General features: G+C 70.7%; 11 protein-coding genes. 6 read left to right on the top strand and 5 right to left on the bottom strand.

The genetic code is table 11. The features are described from left to right. Positions 1-226: 226 nt before the first annotated feature. On the bottom strand, positions 227-1,483 hold the full coding sequence (locus tag ACFSVL_RS45020; RefSeq protein ID WP_378314067.1) for a flavin-containing monooxygenase: 1,257 nt from the start codon (positions 1,481-1,483) through the stop codon (positions 227-229). A 227-nt stretch (positions 1,484-1,710) separates the two neighbouring features. Here ACFSVL_RS45020 and ACFSVL_RS45015 point away from each other — a divergent pair, with 227 nt between their 5' ends. From ACFSVL_RS45015 to ACFSVL_RS44990, 6 genes are all read left to right on the top strand, one after another. Beyond that, positions 1,711-2,133 carry a RidA family protein gene (locus ACFSVL_RS45015; RefSeq protein WP_037805786.1) on the top strand — a complete coding sequence of 141 codons (423 nt, stop codon included), beginning with the start codon at positions 1,711-1,713 and terminating at the stop codon, positions 2,131-2,133. After that, positions 2,130-2,810 carry a DUF1028 domain-containing protein gene (locus tag ACFSVL_RS45010; RefSeq protein ID WP_378314066.1) on the top strand — a complete coding sequence of 227 codons (681 nt, stop codon included), beginning with the start codon at positions 2,130-2,132 and terminating at the stop codon, positions 2,808-2,810. Before ACFSVL_RS45015 ends, ACFSVL_RS45010 begins: the two co-directional genes overlap by 4 nt. Continuing rightward, positions 2,810-3,934: a M20 family metallopeptidase gene (locus ACFSVL_RS45005; RefSeq protein ID WP_378314064.1), complete on the top strand. Its 1,125-nt coding sequence runs from the start codon at positions 2,810-2,812 to the stop codon at positions 3,932-3,934. Before ACFSVL_RS45010 ends, ACFSVL_RS45005 begins: the two co-directional genes overlap by 1 nt. Positions 3,935-3,952: 18 nt before the next feature. Continuing rightward, the gene (locus tag ACFSVL_RS45000; RefSeq protein WP_378314062.1) at positions 3,953-5,350 is read left to right on the top strand and encodes an aspartate ammonia-lyase; all 1,398 of its coding nucleotides are present in this window, start codon (positions 3,953-3,955) and stop codon (positions 5,348-5,350) included. 228 nt (positions 5,351-5,578) lie between these two features. Next, entirely contained in the window at positions 5,579-6,922 is a 1,344-nt protein-coding gene (locus ACFSVL_RS44995; protein ID WP_378314060.1) for an MFS transporter, read from the top strand. A gap of 33 nt (positions 6,923-6,955) precedes the next feature. Then, positions 6,956-8,428 carry an APC family permease gene (locus tag ACFSVL_RS44990; protein WP_378314058.1) on the top strand — a complete coding sequence of 491 codons (1,473 nt, stop codon included), beginning with the start codon at positions 6,956-6,958 and terminating at the stop codon, positions 8,426-8,428. Here ACFSVL_RS44990 and ACFSVL_RS44985 read toward each other — a convergent pair. The 4 genes from ACFSVL_RS44985 to ACFSVL_RS44970 all read right to left on the bottom strand — a co-directional run bounded on the left by ACFSVL_RS44985 (position 8,425) and on the right by ACFSVL_RS44970 (position 12,696). Further along, complete coding sequence (locus tag ACFSVL_RS44985; RefSeq protein WP_378314056.1) at positions 8,425-9,270, bottom strand: SAM-dependent methyltransferase; 846 nt, start codon at positions 9,268-9,270, stop codon at positions 8,425-8,427. The two genes, ACFSVL_RS44990 and ACFSVL_RS44985, sit on opposite strands and share 4 nt — an antisense overlap. 58 nt (positions 9,271-9,328) lie before the next feature. Further along, positions 9,329-9,988, bottom strand: a complete 660-nt coding sequence (locus ACFSVL_RS44980; protein ID WP_378314054.1) for a hypothetical protein — start codon at positions 9,986-9,988, stop codon at positions 9,329-9,331. 112 nt (positions 9,989-10,100) lie between these two features. Continuing rightward, the gene (locus tag ACFSVL_RS44975) at positions 10,101-10,622 is read right to left on the bottom strand and encodes a dihydrofolate reductase family protein (RefSeq protein WP_378314052.1); all 522 of its coding nucleotides are present in this window, start codon (positions 10,620-10,622) and stop codon (positions 10,101-10,103) included. A 457-nt stretch (positions 10,623-11,079) separates the two neighbouring features. Next, complete coding sequence (locus ACFSVL_RS44970; protein WP_378314050.1) at positions 11,080-12,696, bottom strand: dipeptide ABC transporter ATP-binding protein; 1,617 nt, start codon at positions 12,694-12,696, stop codon at positions 11,080-11,082.

The following is a 12,696-nucleotide window of genomic DNA, read 5'->3' as shown; positions in this document are numbered from 1 at the left end:
CGGGAGCGGCAACAGCAGCGCGGCAGCGGCAGCGGCAGGCCGGACCGTAGTCTGCTGCGGCCAGGTAGGTGGCTCGTGAGTGTTTATCCCGGTTCTAACCGGGATAAACACTCACGAGCCTGTGCAGTCGTCCCAACCGCAGCTGGCCTTAGCCCGTCGCCCCGCACCAGCGCCTGTCCCGCACCAGTACGCAGCGCGGCATGGCTTGTGAGTGCTGGCGCCGGTTCTAACCGGCGTCAGCACTCACGACCTGGTACCCGCGCTGGATCGCGACGTGGTCGGCGACGAACTTCGCGTCGTGCCACACCCCCCAGATGAAGCTCGACCCGCGCCGCGCCAGCCAGGGCAGTCCCAGGAAATACACCCCAGGCTCCACCGACACCCCCCGGCGCTGCTTCGGCCGCCCGTTCTCGTCGAAGGCGTCGACCTGCAGCCAGCTGTAGTCGACGGCGAACCCGGTCGCCCACACGATCGAAGTCACCCCCGCGGCGGCCAAATCCAGCTCCAGCACCGGATCCGTGACGCACGCCGGGTCCGGGCCCAGCTCGCGTGCGGACGGTTCCTCGGGCAGGTCGAGTCCGTTGCGGGCCACGTAGGCGTCGGCTTCGTCAAGCAGGGCAAGGTAATTCTCGTCGCCGGCGGCGATGTTCTTCGCCAGGTCCGTCGCGAAGCTGAGCTTGCCGTTCTCGTACGCGCCGGTCATGCCGACGAGCGTGATGCCGAGTCCGGCCAGCGCCCGGAAATCCACCGTGTGCCCGCCGCGCGCGCCGCTGACCGCGATGGTCACGTGCTCCGCCCCGGCCGGCGGCGTCTCGGCGTCCCACTTGCCCAGAACGCCCAGCCACCAGCAAAAATCGCGGTCGCGGTAGCTGCGCGGCGGACGGTCGTGCGGTCCGACCGACAGGTACACCTCGCGTCCGGCGCGGCGCAGTTCCTCGGCGATCTGCACGCCCGACGAGCCCGCGCCGACGACCAGTACCGCGCCTTCGGGAAGCTGCTCCGGGTTCCGGTAACCGCTGGAGTGCAGCTGCACCGGACCGGCGTCGGCGGGCACGATCGGCGGGATCACCGGCCGCTGGAACGGGCCGGTCGCGGCGATGACGAACCGCGCGTCGATCGTGCCTTCGGAGGTCTCGGCGCGGAATCCGGGCCTGCCCTCGTGCCGCCGCACGGACGTCACCTCGACTCCGGTGCGGATCGGCGCGGCGATTTTTTCCGCGTACGCCTCGAAATACTCCGCGACCTGATCCTTCGACGCGAACGCGCTGGGAGCCACGCCGGCGAACTCCAGGCCGGGGAACCGGTCGTGCCACGCGGGGCCGTTCGCGACGAGCGAGTCCCATCGTTCCGAGCGCCAGCGTTCGGCGATCCGGTGCCGTTCCAGGACGAGATGCGGCACGCCGCACTCGCTCAGGTGCTCGCTCATCGCCAGGCCGGCCTGTCCCCCGCCCACGACGAGGGCCTCCACCTGTTCGCTCGACATCCCAGACCTCCGCTCCGGCTCCGGCGCGGTTCAGCGCCGTCTCCCCGGATCCTCACGGCCCGCCCTGCCCGTGTCCAACAGATGTTTCCGGCGCTCAAGATCTGTTTTTCCGATGCAGAGTGCATCACCAGAACAGATGCATTGGTCCAGAAAGATCTACTGGACAGAACCTCGGCGGCGCGGTCAGGCTGAGGCGTCCGACGACCGCCGCAAGGGAAGGCCACGCAGTGACTGTCCACCGTCGCATCCGCCCGTTCAACACGCGGGACACCTATCCCGAGCAGAACCTCGACAACGACCTCTGCCAGGCCGTCGTCGCCAACGGCACGGTCTACGTCCGCGGCCAGATCGGGCAGGACCTCGACACGAGCGAATCGGTCGGGATCGGCGACGTCGCGGCGCAGGCGGAGCAGGCGATGGCGAACATCAAGATGCTGCTCGAAGAAGCGGGCAGCCGGATGGAGCATCTGGTCAAGCTCACCATCTACCTGGTCGACCCGCGTTATCGCGAGGCCGTCTACCGCACCGTCGGACGCTGGACCAAGGGCGTGCACCCGATCTCGACCGGCGTGGTCGTGTCCGCGCTCGCCCGGCCGGAGTGGCTGTGCGAGATCGACGCGATCGCGGTGATCCCGGAGGAGGAGAAGTGACCTTTTCGATTGTCGCCCGCGACGTTTCCGCCGACGGCGCGGTCCGATTCGGCATCGCGGCCAGCTCGTCCAGCCCGGCCGTCGTCGCCCGCGTCGCGCACCTGCGGCCGGGTCTCGGTGCGGCGGCTTCGCAGAACATCACCGACCCGCGGCTCGGCGGACGCCTGCTGGACCAGCTCGCCGAGCACGGGGATCCGGAGAAGGCGCTCGCCGCCGTCACGTCGACAGCGGAGCACATCGAGTACCGGCAGCTGACCGTGCTCGGCCACACCGGTCCCGGTTTCGCTTACAGCGGCTCGAAAACCCTCGGCACGCACGCTTCGGCGACCGCGGACGGCGTGGTCGTAGCGGGCAATATGCTGGCCGGCAAGCACATTCCGCAGTCCATGGTGGACGCTTTCACCGCGTCGACCGGCGAGCTGGAGCAGCGGCTGGTCGCGGCGATGCGGGCCGGGCTCGCGGCCGGCGGCGAGGAGGGGCCGGTGCGTTCGGCCGGGCTCGTCGTGGTGTCCGCCGCGGACTGGCCGGTCACGGATCTGCGCGTGGACTGGGCGGACGAACCGATCGACCAGCTCGCCGAACTCCTCGACGTGTGGCTCCCCCAGCGCGACGACTACGTCACCCGCGGCCTGAACCCCGCCGCCGCGCCGTCCTACGGCGTGCCGGGAGACGAGTGATGACCGCGCCCAAAGCGGCCGTCCGCGCGGTGGTCGACCGCCGCGCGGACGAGCTGATCCAGCTGTCCGAACGGCTGCACGCCGATCCGGAAACCGCGTGGGAGGAACACCGGGCCGCCGCCGCGGTGCCGGAGCTGCTCGACCGGGCCGGGTTCGCCGTCACGGCGAAATACCTCGGCCTCGACACCGCGTTCCACGCCAGCTTCGGCTCCGGTCCGACGCGGATCGCGCTGTGTGCCGAGTACGACGCGCTGCCCGGTCTCGGCCACGCCTGCGGGCACAACCTCATCGCGGCCAGCTCCGTCGGCGCCGCGCTGGGCCTCGCCGCGGTCGCCGACGAGATCGGCGTGACCGTCGAGGTCTACGGCACTCCGGCCGAGGAGGGCGGCGGCGGGAAGATCGAGCTGCTGGAACGCGGCGCCTTCGCCGGTGTGGACCTCGCGATGATGGTGCATCCGGCTCCGGTGGACGTCGCCGAAGCACGGCCGTTCGCGGTCAGCCACTCGAAGATTTCCTACACCGGCAAGTCCGCGCACGCCGCCGCTTATCCCGAAGCCGGGGTCAACGCCGCCGACGCGTTCACCGTCGCCCAGGTCGCGATCGGTCTGCTGCGGCAACAGCTTCCGGCTTCGGCGCGGGTGCACGGGATCGTGACGCACGCCGGGGACGCGCCCAACGCGATCCCCGAACACGCGTCCGGCCGGTGGTACGTGCGCGCCGAAACGCTGGCCGAACTGTCCACACTGGAGCCACGCGTCATGCGGGCCTTCGAGGCCGGTGCGCTGGCAACTGGGTGCGAGCTGAGCGTGGAGCCGGAAAGCAAGCCGTACGCCGAATTCCGCGCCGACGAAACCGCTTTGGCCGCCTATCGCGCCAATGCCCTCGAACTCGGCCGCGAATTCGCCCCGGACGGCACGGCGTCCCGGATGAACCGCGCGTCCACCGACATGGGCAACGTCTCGCAGGTCGTGCCCGCCATCCATCCGTACATCGGCATCGGGTCACTGCCCGCGATCAACCACCAGCGCGAATTCGCCGCGCACTGCGTCGGCGGCACCGCGGAACGGGCCCTGCTCGACGGCGCGATCGCGCTGGCGTGGACCGGCGTCGACCGAACCTCCTAGTCACCGGGAAGGACACCGATGTCCAGCACCCGCTCCGAGCACGACATGCTCGGCGAGATCAGCGTGCCCGCGCACGTCTACTACGGCGCGCACACCGCCCGCGCGCTGGTCAATTTCCCCATCACGCGCGAAACCCTCGCCGACCGGCCGCATCTCGTCACCGCACTGGCCGCCGTCAAGGAAGCCGCCGCGCGAGCCAACGCGGACGTCGGGGCCCTCGATCCCGAGCGGGCGGCGGCGATCGAGCAAGCCTGCGCAGAGATCCGCGACGGCCGCCTGCGCGACCAGTTCGTCGTCGACCTCATCCAGGGCGGTGCCGGGACCTCGACGAACATGAACGCCAACGAGGTCATCGCCAACCGCGCCCTGGAGCTGCTCGGCCACGCCCGCGGCGACTACGCGCGGCTGCATCCGCTCGACCACGTCAACCTCGGCCAGAGCACCAACGACGTCTACCCCACCGCGGTCAAACTCGCGCTCGACCGCCATCTCGCCGAACTGCTCGCCGCCCTCGCCGGGCTGCGGGAAGCTTTCGCGGACAAGGCGATCGAGTTCGCCGACGTCCTCAAAATGGGCCGCACCCAGCTGCAGGACGCTGTCCCGATGACGCTCGGCCAGGAGTTCGGCGCGTTCGCCGCGACGCTCGGCGAGGACGAACAACGGCTCGCCGAAGCCCGCCTGCTGCTGCACGAACTGAACCTCGGCGGCACCGCGATCGGCACCGGCCTCAACGCGCGCCCGGGGTACCGGGAGAGAGCCGTCGCGCACCTGCGCGAGCTGACCGGCATCGCCACCCTCGTCTCGGCTCCTGACCTGATCGAGGCGACTCAGGACGTCGGCGTCTTCGTGCAGCTGTCCGGCGTGCTGAAACGCGTGGCGGTCAAATTGTCCAAGATCTGCAACGATCTCCGGTTGCTCTCGTCCGGGCCGCAGGCCGGGTTCGGGGAGATCGCGCTGCCCGCACGGCAGGCCGGGTCGTCGATCATGCCGGGCAAGGTCAACCCGGTCATCCCCGAGGCGGTCAACCAGATCGCTTTCGAGGTCATCGGCCACGACGTCACGATCACGCTCGCCGCCGAGGGCGGGCAGCTGCAGCTCAACGCCTTCGAGCCGATCATCGCTCGGGCGCTGACCGCCGGCCTCGACCACCTCACCGCCGGAGCTCGCGTGCTCGCCGAACAGTGCGTCCGCGGCATCACCGCCCGGAGAGAACACCTCGCCGACCTCGTCGCCGCCTCGACCGGGCTGGTCACCGCGCTGAGCCCGGCGCTCGGCTACGAAACCGCGTGCACGCTCGCTTTGGAGGCGCATCGCACCGGCCGCCCGGCGCTGGAACTGGTGCGGGAACGCCGGTTGCTGACCGACGAGCAGGTCGGCGCGCTGACCACGCCGCAAGCCCTCACCGGCAGTCCGTGAGGGGAACCTTCACGGACTCTGAGTCCCTCAAGGTGGCCTTCACGGACTTGAAGCCGACGCGGGCCCCGCGCGTGAACGCTGTGTTTCGCGGCCGTCAGCCTCTCGTTTCGGCCCAGCTCAGCGCCTCCGCATAGATCGAACCGATGCATTGCTTTGCTTATTACTGCTTGTTAGATGCCGTGAGCCGCTCTTAGCGTCCTCCCGGAGAACCGGTCCAAGGAGGCCACTATGACCGCACCCGACGCCGCGCCCGCCAGCGATCTCGCCGGCGAGGGCGCCGATCCCGCCACGCTGCGCCGCAGCGTTGCCGCCGGCGCGGTCGGCGTCTTCGTGCACTGGTTCGACTGGGCCGCCTACGCCTACCTCGCGAGCACCATCGCGTCCGTGTTCTTCCCGGCGGGCGACTCGACCGCCGGGCTGCTCGCGGTGTTCGGCGTCTTCGCGGTGTCGTTCGGGATCCGGCCGGTCGGCGCGCTGATCTTCGGGCCGCTTGGCGACCGGATCGGTCGCAAGCGCACGCTGTCGGTGGTCATCTTCGTGATGTCCGGCGCGACGCTGGTGATCGGCCTGCTGCCGGGCTACTCGACGATCGGCATCGCGGCCCCGGTCCTGCTGGTGCTCCTGCGGCTGCTGCAGGGTCTCGCGGCGGGCGGCGAGTTCGGCAGCGCGGCCAGCTTCCTCGCCGAGTACGCGCCCCGGCGGCGGCGCGGTTTCGGCGTCAGCTGGATGGAAGTCGGTTCTCTGCTGGGCTTCCTCGCCGGTTCGTTCGTGTTCCTGCTGCTCTCGGTCGGCCTGACGCACGAGCAGCTGGCGTCCTGGGGCTGGCGCGTCCCGTTCCTGATCGCGGCCCCGCTCGGCATCATCGGGTTCGTCATCCGCAGCAAGATCGAGGACACCCCCGAGTACCGCGCGCTCGAAGCGACCGACAACGTGCCCCGCAGCCCGGTCCGGGAACTGTTCCGCCACAACAAGAAGCAGCTGCTCCAGGCGGCCGGCCTGATGACCATGATGCACGTGCCGTTCTACGCCGTCCTTACTTACCTGGTCACCTACGAGACCGATTACCTCGGCCACTCGTCCGGCAGCGCGGCGGCACTGTCCACCGTGATCTCGCTCGTCGGGCTCTTCCTCGTGCCGTTCTTCGGCCGGCTTTCCGACCGCGTCGGCAGGCGTCCGGTCCTGATCGGCGCGGGCGCCGCGCTGTTCGTCCTCGCCACCCCGGCGTACCTGCTGATGCGCACCGGCCTGGTCGGCACCTGGATCGGCAGCCTCGTCCTCGGCGCGATCCTGGCCGCGATCCTCGGCACCTACGCGGTGTGGTCCGCGGAGATCTTCCCGACCCGCACCCGCCAAAGCGGGCTCTCGATCGCGTACAACCTCACCGCCGCGCTGTTCGCCGGCACCGTGCCGTACGTGATGACCGTGCTGATTTCCGCCACCGGCACCACTCTCGTGCCCGGGCCGTACCTGATGGTCGCGGCCGTCGTCGGCCTCGTCGCCGCGTTCTCGATGCGCGAAACCGCCGGAACCCCGTTGCTGCACAAGGAAGACCTGGAGAACACCGAAGCCTGACCCTCCCCCTCGATTCACCAAAGGCGGTGAAGCGTGTCCGAACCCCAGTTCGTCAACAGCGAATCCGGAAACCTGCGCCGGAATCTGCGCCGGATCGACTCGATCTTCCTCGCGATCGCGGCCATCATCTCGGTGGACACGATCGGCCAGATCGCCACCTCGGGAGCGGAGGCGGTCACCTGGACCGCCGTGCTCCTGGTGCTGTTCCTCTTCCCGTACGGGCTGGTCATGGCCGAACTGGGCAGCGCCTTCCCGGCGGAGGGCGGCCCGTTCGTCTGGCTGCGGCTCGCCTTCGGGAAGCTGCCCGCCGCGCTCGGCACGCTGCTGTACTGGATCACCAACCCGGTCTGGCTGGGCGGATCGATCACCTTCCTCGCCGCGGCGACTTGGCAGCAGTACCTCGTCCCGGCCTCGCCCGGCGGGTTCGCGGACTACGCGTTCAAGCTGGTGTTCATCTGGCTGGCGATCCTCGGCGCGGTGGTGAGCCTGCGGTACGGCAAGTGGTTCATCGCCGCCGGGGCGCTGCTGAAGGTAGCCCTGGTGGTGCTTTTCGCGGTGACCGTGGCGATCTACGCGGCCCGCAACGGCGTCCAGGGCTCGCTGAACTTCTCCCCCACGCTCGGCGGTTTCCTCGCGGTCGTGCCGGTGCTGATGTTCGCGCTCGTCGGGTTCGAGGCCCCCAACGGGGCGGCCGAGGAGATGCACAACCCGCGCCGCGACGTCCCGGTCACCGTCGGCGTTTCCGGGCTCGTGTCGGCCCTGTGCTACCTGGTGCCGGTCGTCGGCATCGTGCTGGTGGTGCCGTCGGACAAGATCGACGGCCTCGGCGGTTTCCTCGACGCGGTGCGCCAGGTGTTCTCCGTGTACGGCGGTGCTTCTCCCGCGATGCTGACGCTCGCCGCCGTCGTGTTCGTCTTCGTGCTGCTGAACCAGGGCTGCTCGTGGATGATCGCGTCCGACCGCATCCAGGCGATGGCCGCCGTCGACGGCGCGTTCCCGCGCTGGTTCGGCGCGTTCCATCCGAAGCTGAACACACCTCTGCGGGTCAACCTGCTCTCCGGCGTGGTCGCGACCGCGTTCACGGTGGTGGCGACGATAGTGCAGAGCAGTTCGGCGTCGGCGGTGTTCGCGGTGGTGCTCAACATCGCGGTGAGCACGCTGCTGCTGTCGTATCTGCTGATCTTCCCGACGATCCTGGTGCTGCGGCGGAAGTACCCGTCGGCCGACCGCCCGTTCCGCGTGCCCGGCGGACGGATCGGGCTGTGGGCCAGCTCGGTGCTGATCTACCTGTGGATCCTGCTCGGCGCGTGGCAGACGATCGTGCCCGGCGTGCTCGACCGGGCGCTCGGGGCGCCGTACGACTTCGAGGCCACCTGGGGCGTTTCGCGGCTGACCTTCGAGCTGTTCACCGCCGGAACCCTCGCGGTGCTGATCGGATTCGGCTTCGTCGGCTACCTCGTCGCCCGCCGCCGGCCCGCGCCGGTCGCGGAGCCCGCCCCGGCCTAGACCTTCCGTCCCACCACGCCCGCGACACACCGCGCCGCGTCGCTCAGCGGCTTCAGGCGCGGGCCGTCCTGCCACCATTCGTCCGCGACCGACAGCCCCGGCCCGTCGATGCGGCTCGGCGGCAGCAGTTCCAGGCCCGGCAGCATCGCCTCGATCTCCGCGCGGGTGCGGAACCGGCCCGCGCCCAGCGGTCCGGACACGAGGATCTCTTCGATCCGCTTCGCGACCGCGGTCAGCTCCGGCACCTCGGGGTCATAGAAATGCGCCAGCGCGACGTACGAACCGGGTGCGAGGGCGTCGATGTACTCGCGCATCACGTCGACCGCGCCATCGCCCTCGTAGTGGTGCATCGTGCCGATGTGCAGCAGCGCCATCGGCTCCGAGAAGTCGAGGTACTCGCGGACCGTTTCGTGCCGCAGCACGGCCTGCGGCTCGAAGATGTCGGCCTCGACCATGTGCGTGAAGTCGTTGTCCTCCAGCAGCGCGCGCCCGTGCGCGAGCACCACCGGGTCGTTGTCGACGTACACGACGTGCGCGTCGCGGTGGTAGCGCTGCACGATCTGGTGGGTGTTCTCCGCGGTCGGCAGCCCGGAACCGCAGTCGAAGAACTGCCGGATGTCGGTCTGGCTCGCCAGCATCCGCAGCACGCGGTTGTGGAAACCGCGGTTGCCGCGCGCGATGTGCACCGCCTCCGGGACCGCCGTGCTGATCTTTCGCATCACCGCGCGGTCGACCTCGTAGTGGTGGCTCCCGCCGAGGAACCCGTCGTAGATCCGCGCGATGCTCGGGCGGTTCGGGTCCACCCCCACTGGCACCTGGCTGGGCGACAACGAGCCGGTCATGGACACCTCGCGGGACGATCGGTCGGCAGTGACCTACGCACAGTAGTACTCCGGCCGGTCAGCCGTGCGACCGATGCGGCCCCGCATGCCCGCCGCCGCCCCACTCCCGCATGTACGAACTGACCGCCGAGCGGAACGCATCCTCCATCGAGTCCCCGGACTCGCCGCCCTCCTCCTGCCGAGGCTCCTGCGTCGGCTGCACCTTCGGCGGCGGCGCGGTCGTCGCGGGACGGCTGCTCGCCCGGATCACCGTGTCACGCATCTTTTCGCTCGCCGGTGCCGGAGACGCGCTGAGCGTGCTCACCGCCGGCGGGGCCGACGTGTGGGCCGGTGCGGGAGGCGGCTGCACGGGCTGCGGGTCGGTCCCGCCAGACGCCGACGGCCACAGCGCCCACGAGCCCAGCCCCGCGCACAGCACGACCGCCGCGCCCGCGAAAACGCCGTACCGGTGCCTTCGCTCGACAGGCGGCGCGGTCTCGGCAGCAGGCGGCTCCACGACCGGGATCGGGCCGCGTTTGGCGAGTTGCTCGATCGGCGAGCCGGTCGAGGCGTCGAGGACCCCGCCGAACGCCGACGCGGTCTCCTCGGCGCGGTCCGCCCGGGGACGCACGAGCGGCGGGGGTTCGCTGCCGTCGATCCGGGGCATCGGCGCCGTCTCGGACAGCCGCACGAGATTCGCGACCGTCTCGAGGTCGCTGCCGGATTCCGGGTTCCCCATCCAGACCTCCACCCCGCCGGGGCCGCGCGTCCGCGGCGCTCCCGGCGCCGCAGATCCTAGGGACCCCCGGTCCGCGCTGTAAACCCGTCCCGGACGTGATCCCTCCCGTCGCTTACCGCAGCACGCGGTACCGCAGGCTCGTCCCCTCCTGCGCCAGCAACTCCAGCCGCACCGGCAGTCCAGGCCGTTCGAACAACCGCACCCCGCCGCCCAGCAGCACCGGCATCACCACGACGGCGACCTCGTCCAGCAGGCCGGCGTCCGCGCAGGCCCGGCCCACCGACGCGCCCAGCACGTTCACCGTCTTCTCCCCCGCCGCCGCCCGGGCCGCCGCGACGCCTTCCGCCAGCGACGAGCAGAACGTCACGCCGGGCACCGCCGGGAAAGACTGCCGGGTGAGCACCACCTGCGGCCCGTCCCAGCCGCCGCCGAACGCCTTGCCCTCGCCGTCGGTGCCGCGGTAGGGATCGTCGCCGGAGAAGGTCCGGCGGCCGACCAGCAGCGCGCCGACCTCCGCCGCCAGGTCCTCCCCCTCGGAGCCTCCGGTGTAGGGCGCGAGCCAGCCCATGTCCCCGCCGGGTCCGGCGATGAACCCGTCGAGCGACATCGCGGCCGAGTACAGCAGTTTTCCCATGTCGTGCCCTTTCGTGCCGGTTTCCGGTACCGGCTCCGGACGGGCCGAGCCGATCTGCGTGGCATCCGGTTCAATGCCGGGAGCTTAAGGCGAAACTGCCAGCGCGGACACGGTCAGGTGAGCATCGATCGGGCCCTTCGGTCGCACTGACATCCTTTGTGGACAGAGGCCACGCAGCTTGAGTCCTGGCATGGGGAATCAAAGTCCGCGAGGAAGCCCTGAGGGAGTCAGATTCCCATGCCAGGGACTTAAGGCGGCGCTGCGGGTGCGGCTGGCGCGGGGTTGGGCTGTCCGTGAGGGGAACCTTCACGGACTCTGATTCCCTCAGGGTTCCCCTCACGGACCTCAATAAACGGGCAGATGGACATCAGTCGGGCATTCGGCGAGCTTGGCGTCCTTTGTGGACGGGCCGCACCCATCGCGCCGCCTTGAGTGCCTGGGCAAGCGGGCCTGCCGGTCAGCCGGACAGCGCGCGCCAGGCCTCCCGGCGTTCCCGCTGCCGTTCCGGGTCCGCCACCGGGGCCGCCGCCACCAGCCGCCGCGTGTAGTCCTCTCGCGGGGAGCCCAGCACCGACGCGACCGGGCCCTCCTCCACCACCCGGCCGTCGTGCAGCACCACGACCCGGTCCGCGACCCGTTCCACCACCGCCAGGTCGTGGCTGATGAACAGGCACGCGAACGCCAGTTCCCGCTGCAGGTCCGCCAGCAGGTCCAGCACCGAGGCCTGCACCGACACGTCCAGCGCGCTCGTCGGCTCGTCCGCGATCAGCAGCCGCGGCCGCAGCGCCAGCGCGCGGGCGATCCCGACCCGCTGCCGCTGCCCGCCGGACAGTTCGTGCGGGTACCGGCCGCTCCAGCCGGGATCCAGGCGCACCGCGGCGAGCAGTTCGGCGACCCGTTCCCGGTGCTCGCCGCGTTCTCCGTGCACCACCAGCGGTTCGGCGATGCTCGCGCCGATCGTCGCGCGCGGGTTGAGCGCGGAGGCCGGGTTCTGGAACACGATCCCGATCTGCCGCCGGATGTCCCGCCGCTGCCGGGCCGAAGCCCGCGCGACGTCCACCCCGTCGACCTGCACGGTGCCCGCCGAAGGCGCGACCAAACCGGTCAGCACCGACGAGATCGTGCTCTTGCCCGAACCGGATTCGCCGACGAGGCCGAGCACCTCGTCCGTCCCGATCGTCAGGGACACGCCGTCGACCGCGCGCACCGGCGGGGCGCCACCGCCGACCCGGTAGGTCACCGCCAGATCGGTCACCGACACCAGCGGCGCCGACGTCGGCCGTACTGCTCCGGCCGGCGCGGAACCCAGCGACAGCACCGAATCCAGCAGCTCCCGCGTGTAGTCCGCCTGCGGCGAGGCGAACAACCCGGCGGCCGTGTTCTGCTCGACCACCTGGCCGTCGCGCAGCACCACCACCCGGTCCGCCACGTCCGCGACCACGCCCATGTCGTGTGTCACCAGCAGAATCGCCGTGCCGAGCCGGTCCCGCAGCGACCGCAGCAGCTGCAGGATCCCGGCTTGCACGGTGACGTCGAGCGCGGTCGTCGGCTCGTCCGCGATCAGCAGCTTCGGGTCGTGGATCAGCGCGATCGCGATGACCACCCGCTGCAGCTGCCCGCCGGACAGCTCGTGCGGGTACGCGCGCAGCACCCGCCGCGCGTCCAGTTCGACCAGTTCCAGCAGTTCCCGGGCCCGCTCCCGCGCGACCGCCCGCGACACCTTCCGGTGCGCCCGCACCGCGTCCACGAGCTGGGTGCCGATCCGGAACACCGGGTTCAGCGCGCTCATCGGCTCCTGGAACACCATGCCGATCTCGCCGCCGCGCACCGCGCGCAGCGCCGGACCGTCCACTGTGTACAGATCGCGGCCGTCGAGCACCGCGGACCCGGTCACCGTCGCGGTGTCCGGCAGCAGGCCGAGCAGCGACAGCGCGGTGACCGACTTGCCGGAACCGGATTCTCCGACGAGGGCGACGACCTCGCCGGGGTTCACCTCGAACGTCACCTCCCGCACGGCGGCGGTGTCGCCGAACCGGATCGAAACGTCGCGCAGGGACAGCAGCTGCTCGGACAC

The sequence above is a fragment of the Amycolatopsis silviterrae genome, from assembly GCF_042684085.1.
Taxonomy (GTDB): Bacteria; Actinomycetota; Actinomycetes; order Mycobacteriales; family Pseudonocardiaceae; genus Amycolatopsis; species Amycolatopsis silviterrae.
Note: the sequence above shows the minus strand (reverse complement) of the source record. Positions and strands in the feature narration are given on the sequence as shown.

Bases quoted from the DNA above. Each gene is read 5' to 3' on its own strand.
- ACFSVL_RS45020 (WP_378314067.1), bottom strand. From the start codon at position 1,483: ATGTCGAGCGAACAGGTGGAGGCCCTCGTCGTGGGCGGGGGACAGGCC.
- ACFSVL_RS44985 (WP_378314056.1), bottom strand. From the start codon at position 9,270: ATGACCGGCTCGTTGTCGCCCAGCCAGGTGCCAGTGGGGGTGGACCCG.
- ACFSVL_RS45000 (WP_378314062.1), top strand. From the start codon at position 3,953: ATGTCCAGCACCCGCTCCGAGCACGACATGCTCGGCGAGATCAGCGTG.
- ACFSVL_RS44975 (WP_378314052.1), bottom strand. From the start codon at position 10,622: ATGGGAAAACTGCTGTACTCGGCCGCGATGTCGCTCGACGGGTTCATC.
- ACFSVL_RS44980 (WP_378314054.1), bottom strand. From the start codon at position 9,988: ATGGGGAACCCGGAATCCGGCAGCGACCTCGAGACGGTCGCGAATCTC.
- ACFSVL_RS44995 (WP_378314060.1), top strand. From the start codon at position 5,579: ATGACCGCACCCGACGCCGCGCCCGCCAGCGATCTCGCCGGCGAGGGC.
- ACFSVL_RS45005 (WP_378314064.1), top strand. From the start codon at position 2,810: ATGACCGCGCCCAAAGCGGCCGTCCGCGCGGTGGTCGACCGCCGCGCG.